The sequence below is a fragment of the Sphingomonas aerolata genome (genome assembly GCF_023935825.1).
Classification (GTDB): Bacteria; Pseudomonadota; Alphaproteobacteria; order Sphingomonadales; family Sphingomonadaceae; genus Sphingomonas; species Sphingomonas aerolata.
Map to the genome: position 1 here is coordinate 3,424,381 of NZ_CP098762.1, position 21,254 is coordinate 3,445,634.

Below are 21,254 nucleotides of genomic sequence, written 5' to 3' on the forward strand. Positions count from 1 at the left end.
GGCGAGTAACGAACGGTTTGCCGGTCTATTAGACGCCATGTGCTGCGATGCAACCCATCGCCGCCCGGCTTGATAACCCAGGGCAATGCGCAGGGGCTGCCGGACGGTTGGTCGGGCGGGGCGGCGGGCGCCCCCTGCCCCGCGGCATCGATCCCTAACCTGGCCTTAAGGAATCACCGTTAGCGCTGGCCGGGCAACGCGATCCGGAGTTTACCCTTTGACCTCACTCGACATGCCGGCCCCCGGGTCGATCGCCACCCAGATCGACCTGGCCGCACGGCTGCGCGCGTTCGACTTCGACGGCTCGCTCGCGGCGGCCAGCCGCGAGCTCTGGGCGCTGATCGAACCGCATGTCGTCACGATCTCCCAGGCCTATTGGGAACAGTGGCAGCGCTGTTTCAGCAACGAGCGCATCTGGTCGCCGCACGAGGCCGACGCGATGATCGAGGTCGGCTGCAATTTCCTGCGCGACCGCTTCCTCAACACCAATGCGCGCGGCTGGGTCGAATCGGTCGAGCGGTCGGTCGCCGCGGCCTATGCCGCCGACGTGTCGCCGATGGCGCTGCTGTCGATGATCAGCGCGAGCGACCGTGCCGCGCTCGGCGTGCTGATGCAGACCGTGGCGCGCGACAATGACCGACTTTCCTTGTATATCGACACGCTGATGAGGCTGTCGGCGCTGGAAGGTGAGATCACCGTGGCGATCTATACTAAATATCGCAACTTCTCGGCGCAGGGCGCGCGCGACACGCTGGCGGTCGAATTCCGCGACGGAATCGCGACGATGGTCGAGACCGCGACCGACGAGGGGCATGTCCTGCGCGAACAGGCGGTCCGCAGTTCGGCCTCGACCCGCGCGGTGCTGGGCAAGGCGAGCGAGGTGGCCGCCGCCGCCGAACAGTCCGCGGTCGCGATGCGCGAGGCCGCGCAGACCGCCGCGGGGCTGATCCGCGCGATCGAGGATGCGCGCAGCGAGGTCGAGGCCGCGGCCGAGATCGCCAATCGCGCATCCGCACAGGCGACCGACGCGGTCGGCATGTCCGAGGCGCTGAGCGATCACGCCAAGTCGATCGAGTCGATCCTGGGGCTGATCCGCGACATTGCCGGCCAGACCAATCTGCTCGCGCTCAACGCGACGATCGAGGCGGCGCGCGCGGGCGATGCCGGACGCGGCTTCGCGGTGGTGGCGCAGGAAGTGAAGAGCCTCGCCAGCCAGACCGCACGCGCGACCGACGACATCGCCGCCAAGATCGCCGCGATCCAGTCGGCGACGCGCGGCACGGTGGCGACCAATGCGAGCATCAAGGCGACCGTCGCCGAGGTGCAGGACAGCGCCGACCGGATCCGGCACGCGATGGAGGCGCAGGCGCAGACCGTCACCGCGATCACCGCCGCGGTCGACGAGACCGCGCTCGCCGCCGATTCGATGTCGACGACGATCGCGGCGATCAGGGCGGATACCGAAATGGTGGCGACCGAGATCGACGGCGTCGGCCGGGGCTTCGACATGCTCGACAGCCGGCTGAGCAATCTGAAGACCAGCGCGGGCGTATTCATCGCGAAGGTGGCTGCATAACGGAGGGCACAAGGGGGGAGCATGACCGCGCCAATCGACCGCATGAGCAATGGCGTGCCACACGGCACGCTGGACTGGGGCAATGATGGCCGGCCGCTGTACGAACGCGTGCGCGACTATGACTGGGACGGCGCGATCGGGCCGAGCTGCGCGACGCTGACCGCGATGCTGGATGCCGCCGACCACCGGCTGATCGCGGAGACGTTCTGGCGGCATTACCTCTCGCTCGAGAGCGCGCTTCATGTCCGGCCCGCCTTCACCCCCGAGCGACTCGAGCGCAGCATCGTCGCGAGCGCGGACTATGTCCGGCTGAAATATCTCTCTCCCTATGACCTGGCGTGGCGGGACATCGCGATCGACCATGCGGTCCAGTCGCGCAAGGCGAACATCCCGCTGCCCGCCTTGCTCGCCGCGCTGGCGTTCGCGCACAGCGTCACGCTCGGGCTGATCGCCGAACGGGTCGGCACCGACACCGCGTCGATGCGGATGCTGGGCGACGTGATCCAGCGGCTCGCGCTGATCGAGGCGGACATCATGGCGTCGCATCTGAGCGCGTCCGATGCCGAGGCGGCGCGGATCGCCCGCAGCGCGCGGGCGGCGGCGTTCCGTGAGAGCATCGCGACGTCGATCGAGGACACCGCCGAGCTGGGCGCGCGGATCCGCGTCCAGGCGATGGGCGCGTCGACCTCGACCCGCAGCGTGCTGGGCAAGACGAGCGAGGTCGCCGCCGCCGCCGAACAGTCCGCGCTGGCGATGCGCGAGGCGGCGCACACCGCGTCGGGACTGATCTGCGCGATCGAGGGCGCGCGGATCGAGGTCGAGGCGGCGGCCGAGATCGCCAACCGCGCGTCGGCGCAGGCGACCGACGCGGTCGCCATGTCCGAGACGCTGAGCGCGCATGCCCAGTCGATCGAATCGATCCTGGGGCTGATCCGGACGATCGCGGGGCAGACCAACCTGCTCGCGCTCAACGCGACGATCGAGGCGGCGCGCGCGGGCGATGCCGGGCGCGGCTTTGCGGTGGTGGCGCAGGAGGTGAAGAGCCTCGCCAGCCAGACCGCGCGCGCGACCGACGACATCGCGACCAAGATCGCCGCGATCCAGGCGGCGACGCACAGCTCGGTGACGACCAGCGTCGGCATCCGCACGACCGTCGGCGAGGTCCAGGACAGCGCGGTGCGGATCCGCCAGGCGATGGACGCGCAGGCGCGGACCGTCGCGTCGATCACCGCGGCGGTCGACGAGACCGCGCTGGCCGCCGACACCATGTCCGCGACGATCGACATGATCCGCGGCGATGCGGAGGCGGTCGCCAACGAGATCACGCTGCTCGGCCAGGATTTCGGGCTGATCGACGACAAGCTGAGCGTGCTGCGCGGGGCCGCCGACGGGTTTTCGTCCAGCGTCGCGTGAGCGACCTCACCGCCGTGCGATCGGGTGGGTGACGAACCGTCATCGGGCGCGCTAAGGCCCTGGGCATGACCATCCTACTCACAGGGTCGAGCCGGGGCATCGGCGCGGCCATTCACCAGGCGCTGACCGACGCGGGCGCCACCGTCATCGGCCACAAGAGCACTAGCGGGGGCAGCGCGAGCGGGCTCCCCGCCGACTTTGCCGATCCCGCCGGGCCGACCGCTTTGTGGAGCGCCGCGCTCGAACAGGCCGGCGGCACGATCGACGTGCTGATCAACAACGCCGGGGTGTTCGAGGCGAGCCCGCTGGGTGACGGCGACTGGACCGCTCAATGGGAGCGGACGATGCGGATCAACCTGACCGCGTCCGCCGAACTGTGCCGGCTCGCGGTGCTGCACTGGCAGGCGCGCGGGTTTGCCGGGCGGATCGTCAACATCGCCAGCCGCGCCGCCTATCGCGGCGATTCGCCCGCGCACTGGCATTATGCCGCGTCGAAGGCGGGGATGGTGGCGATGACCAAGACGATTGCGCGGGGCTATGCGCGCGAGGGGATTCTCGCGTTCGCGATCTGCCCCGGCTTCACGATGACCGGGATGGCGGAGGATTATCTGTCGAGCCGCGGCGGTGATGCGCTGCTCGCCGACATTCCGCTCGGCAAGGTCGCGGACCCCGCCGAAGTCGCCTCGGTCGCACGCTATTGCGCGCTCGAGGCGCCAGCCTCGATGACCGGCGCGGTGATCGACGTGAACGGGGCCAGCCATGTCCGCTGAGAGCTGGAAACTCACCCTCCCCTGCACGCGCGCGGAGGCGGAGGCGATCGATGCGAGCGGCGATCTGGGGGATGCGATTCCCGGCGACGCGGTACTGATGACCACCGAGGAGATCGAGGACGACGTCGAATCCTGGCGGCTTGATGCGTATTTCGAGCATGAGCCGGGCGCCAACACGGTCGCGGCGGTGCGCGCGCTGGTGCCGAGCGCGGCGGGGGCCGGAATCGCGGTCGAGCGGCTGGCCGCGGCGGACTGGGTGACGATGAGCCAGGCGGGGCTCGAGCCGCTGTCGGTCGGGCGGTTCTTCGTCCACACCCGCGCGCATGCCGATGCGGTGCCCGAGGGCAAGCGCGCCTTCCTGATCGAGGCGAGCCGCGCGTTCGGGACGGGGCATCACGAGACGACCAGCGGGTGCCTGGCGATGCTCGACGGGCTGGCGGATGCGGCGTCGGGCGAGCGGTTCGCCAACGTCATCGACATCGGCACGGGGACCGGGCTGCTCGCCTTTGCCGCGGCGCATCTGTGGCCCGAGGCGGCGGTGATGGGGACGGACATCGATCCGGTCTCGATCGAGGTGACGCAGGAGAATGCGGACCTGAACGGGGTTGCGGGGATCGACCTGGTGGTGGCCGACGGGACGCTCGACGACGCGATCGTCGCGCGCGCGCCCTATGATCTGGTGATCGCCAACATCCTGGCGGGGCCTTTGGTGTCGATGGCGCCCGAGATCGCGTCGATCGCGGATGCGGGGGCGACGATCGTGCTGGCGGGGCTGCTCGAGACGCAGCGCGCGGGCGTGGTCGCGGCCTATGAGGCGTGCGGGTGCTCGCTGGCGGCGGTCGACCGGCGCGGGGACTGGAGCGTGCTGCGGCTGCGCGCGGGGGCGACGCGGTTCGTGGCGGACGGGCCGTTCGATCCCAAGGGGCGCGACGGGTGGGCGCTGGATATCTGACCGGCCTGCGTCTCGCCGCACACCCGACGCCACCCCGGCGGAGGCCGGGGCCCAGTTGGGTGAACCTTCGCGCATGAATCGCACAGCCTTCCCAACTGGGCCCCGGCCTTCGCCGGGGTGGGTTTGGGGTTAGCGGCTGGGTTCAGGCCGCAGCCTTGGCCTTCGCATAGGCCTGCGTGCCGTGTGTCAGCACGACGTCGCCGGGTTCGATCTGCGCGACGGGGATGTCGGGCTGGGCCTTCAGCGCCTCGTACAGCGGTGCGAAATCGGTTTCGACAGTCAGGCGCAGCAGTTCGTCGAAGCTCGGGATGACGAAGTAGTTCTGCTGGAAATCGTCGATCCGGTACTCCGTCCGCATGACGCGCGCGAGGTCGAGCGCGATGCGGTTGGGGCTGGGGTCGTCGAGCGCGAAGCGGGTTTCGGCGAAGCTCGAGACGATGCCCGAGCCGTAGATGCGAAGCCCCTCGGGTTCGGCGATCAGGCCGAATTCGACCGTGTACCAGTAGAGCCGGCCGAGATATTTGAGCGCGTCGAGCCCGAGCGCGCGCTGGCCGCCGCGACCATAGGCCGCAAGATAGTCGGCGAAGACCGGGTCGGCGAGCATGGGCACGTGCCCGAACACGTCGTGGAAGACGTCGGGTTCCTGCAGATAATCGAGCTGGTCGGGACGGCGGATGAAATTGCCCGCGACGAAGCGGCGATTGGCCATGTGGTCGAAGAACACGTCGTCGGGGACGAGGCCGGGCACCGCGACGACCGACCAGCCGGTGAGCTTCATCAGGCGTTCGGACAGTTCCTCGAAATCGGGAATGCCGGGCTTCGAGAGTTTCAGCACGTCGAGCCCGCGCAGCCACGCGTTCGACGCGCGGCCGGGGAGCAGCTTCGACTGGCGCGCGAACAGCGTGTCCCAGGTCGCATGATCCTCGGCGGTATAGCTCGACCAGTTTTGCGGGATCGTCCAGTCGGGTGCCCCTTCGGGCGGCGTGCTGAGCACGTGCGTTTCTTCTAGCATGGCCATCGTCTAGCATGACCGAATGACAACGGAAACGCGCTGGATTCATTGGTCGTTAAGGATCCTAGCGGTCGTCCTCGGGCTCATTGCAGCATATGCGGTGGCGGGGCTGGTCGGCGGGGCGATCCCGACCAACCGGGACTGGCGCCCTCCCCCGCGCGGCATACGCATCTTCGTCGAGAGCAACGGGGTGCATACCGGGATCATCGTCCCGAAGGTCGCGGCAGGGGTGGACTGGCGCGGGTTTGCCCGGCCCGGTGACCTGCGCGATCCGCGTTATGCCGCGTCCGATCACCTGGCGATCGGCTGGGGGGAGAAGGCGTTCTTCCTCGAGACGCCGACCTGGGCGGACGTGAAGCTGCGGACCGTGGTGGCGTCGGCGACCGGCAGCGACGCGGTGCTGCTGCATGTCGAGCATCTTGCCGCGCCGGTGCCGGGTGGCGATGTGCGCGCGGTGATGCTGAGCGAGCGCGAGTATCGGCGGCTGGCGGGGTATATCGCGGCGACGATCCGGCCGGGGGGGCGGGCCTATCCGGGCTATGCCGGTTATGACGCGTTCTACGACGCGCGAGGGCATTATAGCGGGGTGGCGACGTGCAATGCGTGGACGGGGGATGCGCTGCGGTTTGCGGGCGTGCGGGTCGGGTGGTGGACGCCGTTTCCGGCTACGGTGATGTGGTGGTTTTGAGCTGAGATTGTTCTCCCGCGAAGGCGGGAGTCCAGACTGGGCTCCCGCCTTCGCGGGAGAACAAAGAAGCAGAGGGACTGATCTCCTCCGCCACCACCCCGGCGGAGGCCGGGGCCCAGTTGGGGGACGTTGCTGACTGAGGGCAGCGCTAGGTTACTTCCGTTTCCCAACTGGGCCCCGGCCTTCGCCGGGGTGGTGTTTTTTTTGGGCTATCACTCCCCCGCGCGATACCCCTGATATTGCCCACACTCACCACGCCGCGGATCCTTCCTGCAGCGTTTGGCGAGTTCCTTGCGCTGCTTGCCCTCCTCGGCCTCCTGCTTGCGCATCTTGCGGCCGTAATTGCGGTCCGATTCCTCCTGGCTGGTGGTCGTCCAGTCGACCGCCTTGCCCGCGACCTGGAACGGCGCCTTCACGATCGACGTCGCGGTGCTGATGCAGCCCGCGGTCATCAGGGGCAGGATCGCCAGAACGGGAAGAACCTTACGCATCTACTTCACTCCCGCGCGCAGCCGATCGCGCGCCTGCGCCCCGTATAGCGGAAAATCGGTGAAGAATCCGTCGATACCTTGCGCGAGCCCGGCGTCGATCTCCGCGGCGATATCGCCCTGCGCGGCGGGGTCGGTGCCGCGACGGAAGCGGTCGGGGACGAACATGTTCTCCGCACGATAGGTCCAGGGATGGACGCGCAGCCCCGCCGCATGCGCGTCGGCGACGAGCGGCGACGGCGTCGTGCCCGCCCACAACATGCCCTTGTTCGGGCCGATGCCATACGCATAGCCCGCCACCGCCTTCAGGCCCGCGGGCGTGATCATCGCGGCATAGCTCGGCTGGGCGGCGTCGGCGGGGCCGCCCTCGCCGTCGATCAGCTGGATCAGCCGCACCCGCGTCACCGCGTGGAGCCGCTGGAGGTTCTTCACCTCGAACGACTGGATGAACACCGGTGCCGTCGCCGAGTCCCAGCCTGCCGCCTTGAGCTGCGCGACGAGCAGCAGGTCGGTCGGATGGCCGATGCCGGCGAAATAGGTCGGGTGCTTGGTCTCGGGATAGATGCCGATCGTGCGGCCCGTCTCACCTGAGCGCCGCTTGGCGAGCGCGATGATCTCGGCGAGCGTCGGAATCTCGAACCGGCGGTCATAGGCGGTGTTGGCGGGGCGGAGTTTCGGCAGCCGCTCCTTCGCGCGCAGCGTCTTCAGCTCGGCGAGCGTGAAATCCTCGACGAACCAGCCGGTGAGGTTGTGCCCGTCGATCGTCTTGGTCGTGCGGCGGCTGGCGAATTCGGGATGGTCGGCGACGTCGGTCGTGTCGGCGATCGCGTTTTCGTGCCGCGCGACGAGCACGTCGTCCTTCGTCGGCACCAGGTCGGGCTCGATGAAGTCCGCGCCCTGCTCGATCGCGAGGTCGTAGGCGGCGAGGGTATGTTCGGGCCGGAGCCCGCTCGCGCCGCGGTGCGCGATCACGATCGGGGGCGTCGAGGGAGGATTTTTCGGCGTCATGGCAACAGATTGCCCGCCGGCGACGCCAAGCACCAGCGCGGCGATCCGTGAGAGCCAATCGCAATAGGAAACCATTCGGCGCATCGGCGTTCAGTCCTCATAATTCCCGGATCCAGAAGGGGCGACCCCATGCATTTCACGATCAATGGTCAATCATATGACGCCGAGCCCGATATCCGCACCTCGGTGCTCGACCTGTGCCGCGAGCATCTCGGCCTCACCGGCTCGAAAAAGGGCTGCGACCACGGTCAGTGCGGGGCGTGCACCGTCCTGATCAACGGCCGCCGGGTCAATTCCTGCCTGACGCTCGCGGTCATGCACCAGGATGACGAGATCACGACGATCGAGGGTCTCGGCCAGCCGGGCAACCTTCACGCGCTGCAGGATGCGTTCGTGCGGCATGACGGTTACCAGTGCGGCTATTGCACGCCTGGCCAGATCTGTTCGGCGGTCGGCATGCTCGACGAGGTCAAGAAGGGCTGGGCCAGCCATGCCTCGGGCGACCTGACCGATCCCAAGTTTGACGATGCCGAGATTTCGGAGCGGATGAGCGGCAATCTGTGCCGCTGCGCTGCCTATCCGAACATCGTCGATGCGATCCGCGAAGTCGGCGACACCGCGCCCAAGGGCCGGTCCGCGGACGAGAAGGACGCGGCGATGGACGCCGATGCGCGCGGGGAGATGGTGGCATGAAGACCTTCACCTATGAAAAACCGGCGACCCCCGAGGCCGCGGTCCGGGACGCCGGGACGACCGGCGCGCGGTTCATCGCGGGCGGGACCAACCTGCTCGATCTGATGAAGCTGCAGGTCGAGACGCCCGACACGCTCGTCGACATCAGCCGCCTCGATCTCGCGAAGATCGAGGAGCGCGAGGATGGCGGGCTGACGATCGGTGCACTGGTGCCGAACAGCGACCTTGCCGCCGACCGCCGCGTCGTCGCCAAGTACGAGGTGCTGAGCCGCGCCCTGCTCGCGGGCGCATCGGGCCAGCTGCGCAACAAGGCGTCGACCGGGGGCAACATGCTCCAGCGGACGCGCTGCTATTATTTCTACGACACGGCGGCGGCGTGCAACAAGCGCGAACCCGGCAGCGGCTGTTCGGCGATCGGCGGCTTCAACCGCATCCTCGCGGTGCTCGGCACGAGCGAGCAGTGCATCGCGACGCATCCGAGCGACATGGCGGTGGCGATGCGCGCGCTCGACGCGACGATCGTGACCTTGAAGGCGGACGGCGATCGCCGGCGCATCTCGGTACATGAGTTCTACCGCCTGCCGGGATCGACGCCCGAGATCGAGACCGTGCTCGAGACGGGTGAGCTGATCACGCATATCGAGCTGCCCGCACCGCCCAAGGGCAAGCAGGCCTATCGCAAGGTGCGTGATCGTGCGTCCTACGCCTTCGCGCTCGTCTCGGTCGCGGCCGTGGTCGACGTGCAAGACGGCGTGATCGCGTCGGCCTCGCTCGCGTTTGGCGGGCTCGGGCCGATGCCGTGGCGCAATCCGGCGGTCGAGGCCGCGCTGGTCGGCAAGGCGCCGTCGGACGAGGCCTTCGAGGCCGCGGCGACCGCATTGCTCGCCGATGCCAAGGGCTACGGCTCGAACGACTTCAAGATCCCCCTCGCGCGTCGCACGCTTATCGCGACGCTGCGCACCGTAACGGGAGCATAAACATGTTCGGTTTTGGAACCACCAACAGCCTGACGATGGACAAGCCGCATCCGGACAGTCTTCTGGACAGCGGCGTTCAGGGCGTCATCGGCAAGCCGCTCGACCGGATCGACGGTCCGCTGAAGGTCAGCGGCACCGCGACCTATGCCGCGGAATATCAGTTCGACGACATGGCGTATGGCGTGCTTGTCGGCACGAAGATCTCCGCGGGCAAGGTCGTGTCGATCGACGTCGATGCGGTGAAGAGCATCCCCGGCGTGCTCGACGTCGTCACCGACTTCGACCAGTTCATCCGCGTGTCCGCACAGGGCGGCGCGACCGATGCACCGACGCAGGGCGTCAAGGACATCGCGTTCTTTGGCCAGATCGTCGCGATCGTGCTCGCCGAGAGCTTCGAGGTCGCTCGCGATGCGGCGGCCCGCCTGCCGATAGTGTATGACGAGGCGGAGGGCCAGTATGACTTCGCCGCGCACCGCGACGAGACACGGACGCCCCCCGACGATGCCGCCCCTGCGCATTTCAAGCAGGGCGATATCGACACGGCGATGGCCGGTGCGGCGGTGACGGTCGATTCGACCTATGTCACGCCGAGCCAGAATTCGGCGGCGATGGAGCCGCACGCCTCGACCGCGGTGTGGGAAGAGGACGGCTCGCTGACGCTGTACGGTGCCTATCAGATGCCGACCTCGGACGCGCAGCAGCTCGCCAAGTCGCTCGGCCTGTCGGAGAAGAAGGTCCGGATCGTCGCGCGCTATATCGGCGGCGGGTTCGGGTCGAAGCTCGGCATCGCGCCCGAGAGCGTCGCGGCGGCGATCGCCGCCAAGCAGCTCGGCCGCCCCGTCAAGGCGGTCATGTCGCGCCCACAGGTCTTCGAAGCGACCGTGCGTCGCGCGAACACCGAGCAGCGCGTCCGGCTCGCGGCGAACGCCGAGGGCAAGCTGACCGCGATCGGGCACGAGACGCTCGCGTCGAACCAGTCGACCGAGGATTATTTCGAGCCCGCCGGTATCGGCACGCACCTGCTCTATGGCGGCGAGAACCGGCTGATCACGCATGAGCTGGTCGACGTGAACCTCGTCCTGTCGGGATCGATGCGCGCGCCGGGCGAAGCGGTCGGGATGCTCGCGCTCGAGGGTGCGATGGACGAGCTGGCCGAAAAGCTCGACATGGATCCGATCGAGCTGCGCAAGCGCAACGATCCGCGGATCGATCCGGAGAAGGACGTCCCCTATTCGTCGCGCAACCTGACGCGCGCGCTCGACGAAGGTGCGGCCCGGTTCGGTTGGGACAAGCGCCAGAAGGCGGGCACGCGCCGCGAGGGCGAGTGGCTGATCGGCATGGGCGTCGCGTCCGCCGTGCGCGGCAACATGATGATGGAATCGTCCGCCAAGGTCGAAATCCATCCCGACGGCACCGCGACCGTGTCCTCGGCGATGACCGATATTGGCACGGGCAGCTACACGATCCTCGCGCAGATCGCGTCGGAGATCCTAGGCATCCCGGTCGAGAACATCACCATGTCGCTGGGCGATACCAATGATCCCCCCGCCGCGGGTTCGGGCGGGTCCTGGGGTGCGGCCTCGTCGGGGACCGCGGTCTATCTCGCCTGCGAGATGCTGCGCGGCAAGATCGCCAAGGCGATGGGCGTCGACGAGGACGGCCTGACGCTGAAGGACGGCAAGGCGATCGGCGACAACCGCTCGACGCCGATCGGCGAGCTGGTCGGCAAGGGCCTCGAGGCGACCGGGCATATCAAGCCGGGCAAGCAGGAGAAGGAGACGTCGCAGGCAGGTTTCGGCGCGCACTTCGCCGAGGTCGCGGTCAACGTCATCACCGGCGAGACGCGCGTGCGGCGGATGCTCGGGTCGTTCGCGGCGGGGCGCGTGCTCAACGCGAAGACCGCGCGGTCGCAGTGCCTGGGCGGCATGACCTTCGGCATCGGCACCGCGCTGACCGAGGATCTGATCCACGACACGCGCACCGGCAAGCTGGTGAACCACGATCTCGGCGAATATCACGTGCCGGCCAATGCGGACGTGCCGCAGATGGACGTCCACTTCGTCGACGAGCGCGACATCCATGCGAACCCGATCCACGCCAAGGGGATCGGCGAGCTGGGGATTTCAGGCGCGGGCGCTGCGGTTGCGAACGCTGTGTATAATGCGACGGGGATCCGGGTGCGGGAGTTCCCGATTACGCTCGACAAGCTGCTGGATCAGTTGCCGGCGGTTTGATCCTCTGTGCCCCCGCGGAGGCGGGGGTCCAGGAGCCACAACGCGCACCCTTAGTAAACCTGGATCCCCGCCTTCGCGGGGAAACGAGTTGGGGTGGGCGCCACCCTCCTTGCTACCACCCCGGCGAAGGCCGGGGCCCAGTTGGGGGACTTTCCTGGCAGCGGATGGTCCTTCGTCACGACGACTCTCCCAACTGGGCCCCGGCCTTCGCCGGGGTGGTGGTGAGGGGACGGCACCGAGCCTCGTTTGAGTCGGGCTGGCGTGGCACCGGCCTGCGTCGGGGTGGTGTTGAGACCACGCCCCCCACCCTCGTCAAACACCCCCGCCCCCCCTATCTCAGACCCTCCACACCCGAGGACGAGCCTATGACCGACCATGTAATGGACGCCGCGTTTCGACCGGCCGGGCTCGACCGGGCGACGCAGGGGGTGCTCGGGCGCGGGATCGATCGGGTCGAGGGGCCGGCGAAGGTCACCGGCGTTGCCGATTATGCCTATGAGGGCACGCCCGAGCGGATCGCCTATGCCGCGATCGTCGGCACGCCGGTCGGCAGTGGCCGGATCCTGAGCATCGACGCGCGTGCGGCCGAGGCGATGCCCGGGGTGATCGCCGTGATCCACGGCGATCCGCGCATGCCCGCGGGCGAATCCAATTCCAGCGCGCTGCCGCTGTTCGATACCGACACCATCCTCCATCTCGGCCAGCCCGTCGCGATCGTCGTCGCCGAGGACCAGGCCATCGCGCGCGACGCGGCAGCGCTCGTCCGCGTCGAGACCGAGGCGGGCGAGGACCGGTTCGACGTCGAGGCGCAGCCGGTCGATACCGATCCCGCGATCGGCTTTGTAGCACCGGTCGACATGGGCGACCTCGATGCGGCGATGCGCGACGCGGCCGTGACGCTCGATGCGACCTATACGACGCCGGTGCATTTCCCCGCCGCGCTCGAGCCGCATGCGACCACCGCCTGGTGGGACGGCGACCGGCTGACGGTGCGATCGAGCAACCAGGTGATCGGCGCCGCGCGCAAGACGATCGCCAAGGTGCTCAAGATCGACGCCGACAAGGTCCGCGTGCTCGCCCCCTATGTCGGTGGCGGCTTCGGCGGCAAGACCGGCGTCGGCCCCGAAGCGATCCTCGCCGCGATCGCCGCGGAGGTGGTCGGCCGCCCGGTCAAGATCGCGCTGCCGCGGCGCCAGACCGCCTATGTCGTCCACCACCGCTCGCACACGACGCAGCGCATCCGTATCGCCGCGGACGAACGCGGCGTGATCCAGGGCATGGGGCATGAGAGCGTCGCCGCGCAGAATGACGACGCGCCGTTCCTCGAACCCGTGCCGTTCGGGACGATCCCGCTCTATCGCGGCGAATCGCGGCGGTTCAGGACCGACCTCGTCCGCGTCGACCTGCCCGCGAGCGGTGCGGTCCGCGCGCCGGGCGAGGCGGTCGGCACGTTCGGCGTCGAATGCGCGATGGACGAGCTTGCGGTCCAGCTCGGGATCGACCCGATCGAGCTGCGCCGCCGCAACGAGCCCGACTGCGATCCGGGCAGCGGCAAGCCCTTCTCCACGCGGCGCATGCTCGACTGCTACACGCAAGGCGCCGAGCGGTTCGGCTGGCCCGCAGCCGTCCCCGCGCCCGCATCGGTGCGCGAAGGCGAATGGCTGATCGGGATCGGCATGGCGGCCAGCCTGCGCGGCAATTTCACGGTCCAGGCGCAGGCGCGCGTGCGCCTCGAGGCGGACGGCCGTGCGGCGGTCGAATGCGACATGACCGATATCGGCACCGGCACCTACACGATCCTGGCGCAGGCCGCGGGCGAGATGCTCGGGCTGCCGGTCGCGGACGTCGATGTCCGGCTGGGCGATACCGACTTCCCGCTGACCGCGGGGTCGGGCGGGTCGTTCGGCGCAGGCAGCGCGGTGTCCGCGGTGGTGCTGGCGTGCGAGGACATCCTCGCCGAGCTCGCGCTCCGGATGAACGCGGCGCCCGAGGAGCTGAGCCTCAAGGACGGGTGCGTCAGCGCGGGCGGGCGGCAGGTGAAGCTTGCCGACCTACTGCGCGGTGCGCCGATCGTCGCGACCGGCAAGACCGGGCCGGGCAAGGAGAGCAAGCGGACCAGCCAGGCGAGCCACGGCGCGCATTTCGTCGAAGTCGCGGTCAACGCGGTCAGCGGCGAGGTGCGGGTGCGGCGGATGCTCGGCGTGTTCGACGTCGGCCGCGTGCTCAACCGCAAGACCGCGACCAGCCAGATCATCGGCGGCATGGCCTGGGGCATCGCCTATGCGCTGACCGAGGAGGGCGTCGTCGACACGCGCACCGGCGCGTTCGTGAACCCCGATTTCGGCGAATATCACGTCGCGGTGAACGCCGACATTCCGCAGCTCGAGGCTTATTTCATCGAGGAGATCGACGATTCGGCGAACCCTGCGGGCGCCAAGGGGGTCGGCGAGCTCGGCATTTCGGGTGCGGGCGCGGCGGTCGCCAACGCGATCTTCAATGCGACGGGCGTGCGGGTGCGTGATTTCCCGATGACGCTCGACAAGCTGCTCGAGGGCTTGCCCGCGGTATAACGTCTGTTCCCACGCCGATGCGGAGGAACGAGAAGAGAGAGAAGACATGGCCGAAAACGATAGCGTGATTGCCGCGGCGAAGACCTGGAAGGGCGAGAGGATGGCGATCGCCACGGTCGTCTCGACCTGGGGCTCGGCGCCGCGTCCCAAGGGGAGCCACATGCTGGTCCATGAGGACGGCCGGTTCGAAGGCTCCGTGTCGGGCGGCTGCGTCGAGAGCGACATCCTCGCCACCGCCGCCGACGTGATCGCGGGTGCGCCGTTCCAGGTGCGGAACTACGGTGTCGCGGATGCCGCGGCGTGGGAAGTCGGGCTGCCCTGCGGCGGCGAGATCGCGGTGATGGTCCAGCCGGTGTCCGCCGAGGGCTTCGACCCCGAATTGTTCGACCGGATCGCCGACGCGCGCGACCAGGGCGATGCGCTGACGGTGACCACCGACCTCGCCACCGGGCACAGCGATGCGCGACCGGCGGAGACGGGCGAGGTGTTCGTCAACCGCTATGATCCGCCGCGCCGCCTGCTGATCGTCGGCGCGGTGCAGATCGCGCAGGCGCTGGCCGGCCTCGCGCGCGAGTTGGGGATCGCGACGGTCGTGATCGATCCGCGCGCGCGCTTCCTGACCGACGAGCGCTTCCCCGACGTCACGCTCGACGATCGCTGGCCCGACGAGGCGATCGCCGCGCTGCGCCCCGGTCCGTCGACCGCGGTTGTGACGCTGAGCCACGACATCAAGATCGACGACCCCGCGCTGATCGCTGCCCTTGCGACCGATGCTGCCTATGTCGGTGCGCTCGGCAGCCGCAAGAGCCATGCGGCGCGGCGCGAACGGCTCGCCGCGGCGGGGGTCAGCCCTGAGAATATCGACCGGATCGACGCACCCGTCGGGATCGACATCGGCGCGATCGGGCCGTCCGAGATTGCGCTGTCGGTCGCCGCCGCCATGATCGGAGCGTTCCATGATCGCCGCTGAAGACGTCGTCCTCATCCTGCTCGCCGCGGGCCGATCGCAGCGGTTCGGCATACCGAACAAGCTCGAGGTGCCGTTCCTCAACAAGCCGGTCGGGCTGCACGTCGTCACCGCGTTCGAGGCGATCCCGTTCCGCGACCGGCTGGTCGTCACCGATGGCTGCACGCTCGATTTCGCGAGCCATGGCTATGCGGTGGTGCATAACGACGATCCCGCGGCGGGGATGGCGCAGTCGGTCAAGCTGGGCGTGCAGCGCGCCAAGGACGACGGCGCGCAGGCGGTGCTGATCGCGCTGGCCGACATGCCGCGCGTGACCGCGGCGCATGTCTACCGGATGCTCGACGCCGCCGACAGCGCGGACGCGGTGGTCGCTTCGAGCGATGGGGTGAAGCCGTCGCCCCCTGCCCTGTTCGCCCGCGACCGGTTCGACTTCCTGCTGTCGCTCGACGGCGATGCGGGCGCGCGCGACCTGGTGCGCGCGGGGCGGCACGTGGTGACCGCGCCGGCCGAGCTGATCGACATCGACACGCCCGAGGATCTGGAGCGACTGCAGGCGCTGGTCCATGACCCGCGCGCGGCGATCACTCGTGCCTTAACGCGTCGATAGGGTTCATCGCGGCGGCGCGGCGTGCGGGAAAATAGCCGAAGACGACGCCGATCACCGCGGAGATGCCGAACGCGAACAGGTTGATCTCGGGCACGAACAGCCACTGGACCTTGATCAGCGGCGCGATGATCGCGATCGCCAGCTGCGCGATCACCAGCCCGATCAGCCCGCCCAGACACGACAGCACGATCGCCTCGACGAGGAACTGCAACAGCACCTCGCGCGCGACCGCGCCGATCGCGAGCCGGATGCCGATCTCGCGCGTGCGCTCGGTCACCGACACCAGCATGATGTTCATGATCCCGATCCCGCCGACGACCAGGCTGATCCCCGCGACCGCCGCGACGATGCCGGTCAGCAACGTCGTCGTGCCGGTCAGCGTGTCGGAAATCTGCTTGGTGTCGAAGATGTTGAAATCATCCTCCTTGCCCGCGGTGATCGTCCGGCGTTCGCGCAGCAGGTCGGTGATCGACGCCTGCACGGTCGCGGTCGAGAATTTCTGGTCGACGCCCACCAGCATCAGGCGGATGTCGCGATTGCCCGTAAAGCGGCGCTGCACCGCCTTGATCGGCATGATGACCACGTCGTCCTGATCGCCGCCGAACCCCGCCTGCCCGCGCGTCGACAGCACGCCGATCACGTCGCAGCTGATCGCGCCGATCCGCATGCGAAGGCCCACCGCGTCGCCGCCGCGGAACAGGTTGGTGCGTACGGTATTGCCGATGATGCACACCGCCTTGCCCGAGGCTTCCTCGACCGGCGTGAAGATCCGCCCGGTCGCCAGCGGCCAGGGCTGGACCTGGAAATAGGCGCTGGTGGTGCCGTTGATCGTCGTCGACCAGTTCGCGCCTTCATAGATCGCGGTGGCGGTCGCCTGCGCCTGGGGGGCGACCGCGGTGACGCCGGCGATCTGGTTGGCGACCGCGGTGACGTCCTCGGGCTTGAAATCGGGCGGCCGCGGCCCGCCGCCGCCACGGCCGAAGCCCTGGCCCGGCCGGATCTGGAGGATGTTGGTGCCGAGCGCGGAGATCGACTGTTGTACCGCCGCGGTCGTAGCCTTGCCGAGCGTGACCATCGTCACGACCGCCCCGACGCCGATGACGATGCCGAGAATGGTCAGGAACGACCGCAGGATATGGCGGCGGATCGAGCGCAACGCGAGCGAGAGGGTGGTGCCGAACATTACCGGATCATCCCGCCAGCGTGGTCCTGTCGAACCTGGCCAAAAGACCGACAGACGGAACCCGTCATCCCCGCGCAGGCGGGGATCCAGATGCTCGAGGGCTGGCGGCCCTGCCGCGACGGTTGCCGGTCTGGATTCCCGCCTGCGCGGGAATGACGGTGTCGGGTCGGGGCGTGAGTGTATGGTGTCCGGGCCATCACGATTCCACCCTTTCGCCTTGCTCGTGGCGGCTTTCGATGCGTTCCACCAGGCCGTCCTTGAAGTGCACGACGGTGCGCGCGAAGGCGGCCATGTCGGGTTCGTGGGTGACCATCAGGACGGTGATGTTCTGCTCCGCGTTGAGCCGGGTCAGCAGCTGCATGATCTCGACCGAGCGTTCGCTGTCGAGGTTGCCGGTCGGTTCGTCGGCGAGCAGCACGTCGGGGTTCGTCACCAGCGCGCGGGCGATCGCGACGCGCTGTTGCTGGCCGCCCGACAGCTCGGCGGGGGTGTGGTCCCACCAGTCGGCGAGCCCGACCGTGTCGAGGCTGGCCATCGCCGCCGCGCGCCGCGCGCGCTTCTCGTCGCCGCGGTACAGGAGCGGCAGCTCGACATTCTCGAGCGCGGATGTGCGCGAGAGGAGGTTGAACCCCTGGAACACGAAGCCGAGATATTTGCGGCGGAGCAGCGCGCGCTGGTCGCGGTCGAGCGTCTCGACATGATGACCGCGGAACAGGAACGTCCCCGCGCTCGGCACGTCGAGACAGCCGAGGATGTTCATCGTCGTCGACTTGCCCGACCCCGACGGACCCATCACCGCGACGAAATCGCCGCCGGCAATGTCGAGGTCGACGCCTTTCAGCGCCTGGAACATCGTCGCGCCCGCGCCGTACGTCTTGGTGACGCCGCGCAGCGAGATCAGGGGCGGATTACTGGCCACCGCCCCCGCCCTTGCTCGCGCCGCCGCCGCGCCGACCGCCGCCACCGCGCTTCGTCTCGTCCGAGCCGCTGGCGAGCTGGCCGGTGATGACCTGCGCGCCGGGCTGGAGATTGCCCGACAGGACCTCGGTCATCGTCCCGTTGGTGTCGCCGGTGGTGATCTGCACCGGTTGCGGCGTGCCGTCGGCGCCCTTCACATAGATGGTCTGCTGCGCGCCGCGGCCGAGCGTCGCGGTCCGTTCCGCCCCGCCGCCGCGCCGCGGCCGGAAGGTCAGCGAGCCGGCAATGCCGCCGCCCGCATCGCCCGACGCGGCGGTCGGCTTGAACCGCAGCGCTGCGTTGGGGACGAGCAGCACGCGCTGCTTGTCCGAGGTGACGATATCGGCGGTCGCGGTCATGCCCGGGCGCAGCGTGAGCGACGGGTTCGCGACGGTCAGGTCGGCGGCGTAGGACACGACCTGGCCGGTGGTGGTCGTCGTGCTGGTGCTCGAACTCGACGACGTCGCCGAGCTGACCGTCAGGTTCGAGCCGAGATCGACACGCGTGATCGTCGCGGGGAAGGTCTTGCCGGGAAAGGCGTCGACGGTGAAGTTGGCGCGCTGGCCGATCTTGACCTCGCCGACGTCCGCCTCGTCGATCGCGACCTCGAGCTTCATCTTGGTCAGGTCCTCGGCGATCACGAACAGCGTCGGCGTGTTGAACGACGACGCGACGGTCTGGCCCGGATCGATCTGCCGCGCGAGCACGACGCCGGTCACCGGCGAGCGGATGATCGCGCGCGCGCGCTGCGTCTGGCTCTGCGCGAGTGCGGCGCGGCTGGCGACGACATTGGCCTCGGCGACCTTCTGCGCGGCGAGCGCGCGCTGATAGTCGGCGCGGCCGGCCTGAAGCTCGGTCTTGGACGGCACGCGCCCGCCCGACAGCCGCGCGACCTCCTCGAGCCGGTTGAGCTGTGCGCGCGATTCGGCGACGGTCGCCTGCGCCTGGTTCACCTGCGCCTGGTTGGCGGCGAGCTGCGCATTGCCCTGGCGGATCTGGTCGTCGAGCTGTTCGGGATCGATCAGCGCGAGCGGCTGGCCCGCGACGACGCGGTCGTTGACGTCGGCGACCACCTTGGTGACCAGCCCCGACAGCTGCGACCCGACCGTCACCTGGTTGGTCGGTGCGAGCTTGCCCGTCGCGGACACGGTCACGGTCAGGTTGCCGCGCTCGGCCGCCTGGGTCGAATATTGCGTCTGCTCCTTCGCGCCGAAGCAGCGCGCGAGCAGCAGGCAGAGCAGCACGACGCCGACCGCGATCGCGACCCATTTGATATAGCGTTTCCAGGGGGCCTGCGGCCTCACGCCCAGAAAGTCGTCGATCGATGCGTCGGCCATCAGCGTGCCTCTGGATTGGAGATGGGCGCTTGCGGGATCACGGTCGCGTCCCAGCCGCCGCCAAGCGCGGCATAGAGCGCGACCAGCGCGGTCGCGGCGTCGGCGCGCGCCTGGGTCGCGCCGTTGCGCGCGGACAGCAGCGCGACCTCCTGCTGGTTGAGCGTGGTGAAGTCGGTCAGCCCGGTGCGATACTGGCTGCGGCTGAGGATCGCGGAGTTGTTCGCGGCATCGAGCGCGATCGCGAACTGCCGCTCGCGTTCCTGCGCGGTCTGGAGTGCGACGACCGCATTCTCGACATCCTCGAGCGCGGTCAGCACGGTCGACTTGTAGAAGGCCAGCGCGCCGTCGGCGGCGGCCTCGCTGGTCCGCACCTGGCTGCGCAGGCGGCCGCCGTTGAAGATCGCCTGGGTCAGCCCCGCGAACAGCCCGCCGGTGATCGCATCGCCGATATTGCCGATCGAGGTGGCGTTGGTGTTGATGTTGCCGGTGATCGCGAGCGCGGGATAGAGCTGGGCCTTGGCCACCCCGATCCGCGCGGTGGCGGCGGCCAGCGCACGCTCCGCCGAGCGGATGTCGGGACGCTGGCGCAGCGTGTCGCCGGGAATACCGACGCCGACCGCCTTTGGCCCGACCGGGATCGGCTTGACCGGCGCGAGCAGCGGCCGGAGCGCGCCCGGCGCCTGCCCGGTCAACACGCCGATCCGCGCGACCGCGGCGGCATATTGCTGGTCGAGGCTCGGGATCGTCGCCGCGGTCTGGGCCCGCTGCGCGCGCGCCTGTTCCTGGTCGAGGCTGGAGACGAGCCCCGCCTGGACGCGGAACCCGGCGATTTCGAGATTGTCGTCCTGGATGGTCAGCGAGGCGCGCGCATTGGCGAGCTGCTGCTGGTAGAGCCGGGCGAGCACGTAGTTGCGCGCGACCTCGCTCTCGATCGAGATCAGCACGGTCGCATAGTCGAAGCCCGACGCGGCATATTCCGCGCGGCTCGCCTCGATCGTGCGGCGGATCTCGCCGAAGACGCCGACCTGGTAGCTGGCGCTCGCGCCCAGCGTGAAGCTGTTGGTGCCGCCGCCGCCGGTGTCGACGACGGTGCCGTCGGGCAAGGTGAACGACCGGCCGCCGCCGCGCAGATTCTCGTTGCGCTGATAGCCGCCCGAGCCGCTGAGCGTGGGGAGCAGCGAGGCGCGGTTCTGGACCAGGCTCTCGCGCGCCTGACGGAGGCGGGCGACGCTCTGCGCGATGTCGAGATTGGTCGCCGCCGCCTGCTCGACGAGCTGGCCGAGCACGGGGTCGTCGAACCGCTGCCACCAGCGCGTCAGGTCCTCGGGGCTGGTCGCGGGGGTGACGGAATAGGCGTCTGGCACCCCCAGCTCGGCCGCCGCCTTCGGACGATAATCCGGCCCGACCGAGCAGCCGGCGAGCAGGACGGGCATGAGGAGGAAAGCTCGGACGCGGGACATGGGCGGCAGGCATGACGCAATGCCCCTTCCCTCGTCCAGTGGTTTCGTGTCGCAACCTGTCGCAACCGGGGCGAGCTGTGGGCGGGGGCGTGCGGCCGTGCGGCCATCCCTCTCCGCCGTCATCCTGACGAAAGTCAGGATCCAGGGTAATACAGGGTAACGCTCGTGGCTCTGGATCCTGACTTTCGTCAGGATGACGGTGGGGGTGCGGTGGGGGTTGTGGCTCTGGGTCCTGACTTTCGTCAGGATGACGGAGAAGGGGGTGACGGCCCGAAGCATCGCCCCGATGCCCAACCCCTGCTATGACGGCAATCGAACCGCACCCGTTCCAATTTTGCACTGCAGCGGAACGGAGCGTCACA

The 21,254-nt window shown here is 69.0% G+C and carries 18 protein-coding genes; 11 read left to right on the forward strand and 7 right to left on the reverse strand.

The annotated features are described in order from the left end of the window. Positions 1–232: 232 nt before the first annotated feature. From NEF64_RS19295 to NEF64_RS15725, 4 genes are all read left to right on the forward strand, one after another. Positions 233–1,576 carry a methyl-accepting chemotaxis protein gene (locus NEF64_RS19295; protein ID WP_056405186.1) on the forward strand — a complete coding sequence of 448 codons (1,344 nt, stop codon included), beginning with the start codon at positions 233–235 and terminating at the stop codon, positions 1,574–1,576. A 21-nt stretch (positions 1,577–1,597) separates the two neighbouring features. Continuing rightward, a complete protein-coding gene (locus NEF64_RS15715) occupies positions 1,598–2,989 on the forward strand; it encodes a methyl-accepting chemotaxis protein (protein ID WP_235516261.1) in 1,392 nt (463 codons plus the stop codon). A 65-nt stretch (positions 2,990–3,054) separates the two neighbouring features. Next, positions 3,055–3,759 (forward strand): SDR family NAD(P)-dependent oxidoreductase, encoded by a 705-nt coding sequence (locus NEF64_RS15720; RefSeq protein WP_037531755.1) that lies wholly within the window; start codon positions 3,055–3,057, stop codon positions 3,757–3,759. Further along, positions 3,749–4,711, forward strand: a complete 963-nt coding sequence (locus NEF64_RS15725) for a 50S ribosomal protein L11 methyltransferase (RefSeq protein WP_056405184.1) — start codon at positions 3,749–3,751, stop codon at positions 4,709–4,711. The genes NEF64_RS15720 and NEF64_RS15725 overlap by 11 nt, the downstream gene beginning before the upstream one ends. Positions 4,712–4,853: 142 nt before the next feature. Here the strand turns inward: NEF64_RS15725 and phhA are convergent, their stop codons facing one another. Continuing rightward, positions 4,854–5,723, reverse strand: coding sequence for a phenylalanine 4-monooxygenase (gene phhA, locus NEF64_RS15730; RefSeq protein WP_031396072.1), 870 nt, complete (start codon positions 5,721–5,723; stop codon positions 4,854–4,856). A gap of 22 nt (positions 5,724–5,745) precedes the next feature. Here phhA and NEF64_RS15735 point away from each other — a divergent pair, with 22 nt between their 5' ends. Beyond that, a complete protein-coding gene (locus NEF64_RS15735; RefSeq protein WP_056405182.1) occupies positions 5,746–6,411 on the forward strand; it encodes a TIGR02117 family protein in 666 nt (221 codons plus the stop codon). A gap of 212 nt (positions 6,412–6,623) precedes the next feature. Here NEF64_RS15735 and NEF64_RS15740 read toward each other — a convergent pair whose 3' ends face one another. Together NEF64_RS15740 and NEF64_RS15745 are read right to left on the reverse strand one after the other, a co-directional pair. Next, entirely contained in the window at positions 6,624–6,902 is a 279-nt protein-coding gene (locus NEF64_RS15740; RefSeq protein WP_031396071.1) for a hypothetical protein, read from the reverse strand. Next, a complete protein-coding gene (locus tag NEF64_RS15745; RefSeq protein ID WP_056405636.1) occupies positions 6,903–7,907 on the reverse strand; it encodes a glycerophosphodiester phosphodiesterase in 1,005 nt (334 codons plus the stop codon). A gap of 129 nt (positions 7,908–8,036) precedes the next feature. Here NEF64_RS15745 and NEF64_RS15750 point away from each other — a divergent pair, with 129 nt between their 5' ends. The 6 genes from NEF64_RS15750 to NEF64_RS15775 all read left to right on the forward strand — a co-directional run bounded on the left by NEF64_RS15750 (position 8,037) and on the right by NEF64_RS15775 (position 15,955). Then, positions 8,037–8,600, forward strand: coding sequence for a 2Fe-2S iron-sulfur cluster-binding protein (locus NEF64_RS15750; RefSeq protein ID WP_081874216.1), 564 nt, complete (start codon positions 8,037–8,039; stop codon positions 8,598–8,600). Next, entirely contained in the window at positions 8,597–9,577 is a 981-nt protein-coding gene (locus tag NEF64_RS15755; protein ID WP_037530016.1) for an FAD binding domain-containing protein, read from the forward strand. The genes NEF64_RS15750 and NEF64_RS15755 overlap by 4 nt, the downstream gene beginning before the upstream one ends. Positions 9,578–9,579: 2 nt before the next feature. Continuing rightward, positions 9,580–11,811, forward strand: a complete 2,232-nt coding sequence (locus NEF64_RS15760; RefSeq protein ID WP_252574121.1) for a xanthine dehydrogenase family protein molybdopterin-binding subunit — start codon at positions 9,580–9,582, stop codon at positions 11,809–11,811. Between the two features lie 365 nt (positions 11,812–12,176). Beyond that, positions 12,177–14,381 carry a xanthine dehydrogenase family protein molybdopterin-binding subunit gene (locus NEF64_RS15765; protein WP_252574124.1) on the forward strand — a complete coding sequence of 735 codons (2,205 nt, stop codon included), beginning with the start codon at positions 12,177–12,179 and terminating at the stop codon, positions 14,379–14,381. A 46-nt stretch (positions 14,382–14,427) separates the two neighbouring features. Then, positions 14,428–15,351, forward strand: a complete 924-nt coding sequence (locus tag NEF64_RS15770; RefSeq protein WP_056405177.1) for an XdhC family protein — start codon at positions 14,428–14,430, stop codon at positions 15,349–15,351. After that, positions 15,338–15,955, forward strand: a complete 618-nt coding sequence (locus NEF64_RS15775) for a nucleotidyltransferase family protein (protein WP_056405176.1) — start codon at positions 15,338–15,340, stop codon at positions 15,953–15,955. Before NEF64_RS15770 ends, NEF64_RS15775 begins: the two co-directional genes overlap by 14 nt. On the opposite strand, the gene NEF64_RS15780 is transcribed toward NEF64_RS15775, so the two are convergent. The 4 genes from NEF64_RS15780 to NEF64_RS15795 form a co-directional block, all read right to left on the reverse strand. Beyond that, positions 15,930–17,138 carry an ABC transporter permease gene (locus NEF64_RS15780; protein WP_031440131.1) on the reverse strand — a complete coding sequence of 403 codons (1,209 nt, stop codon included), beginning with the start codon at positions 17,136–17,138 and terminating at the stop codon, positions 15,930–15,932. The two genes, NEF64_RS15775 and NEF64_RS15780, sit on opposite strands and share 26 nt — an antisense overlap. Before the next feature lie 196 nt (positions 17,139–17,334). Further along, positions 17,335–17,991: an ABC transporter ATP-binding protein gene (locus NEF64_RS15785; RefSeq protein WP_081874217.1), complete on the reverse strand. Its 657-nt coding sequence runs from the start codon at positions 17,989–17,991 to the stop codon at positions 17,335–17,337. Positions 17,992–18,046: 55 nt separating this feature from the next. Then, on the reverse strand, positions 18,047–19,432 hold the full coding sequence (locus NEF64_RS15790) for an efflux RND transporter periplasmic adaptor subunit (RefSeq protein WP_056405173.1): 1,386 nt from the start codon (positions 19,430–19,432) through the stop codon (positions 18,047–18,049). Then, a complete protein-coding gene (locus NEF64_RS15795; RefSeq protein WP_235516260.1) occupies positions 19,432–20,865 on the reverse strand; it encodes an efflux transporter outer membrane subunit in 1,434 nt (477 codons plus the stop codon). The genes NEF64_RS15790 and NEF64_RS15795 overlap by 1 nt, the downstream gene beginning before the upstream one ends. Positions 20,866–21,254 lie beyond the last annotated feature (389 nt).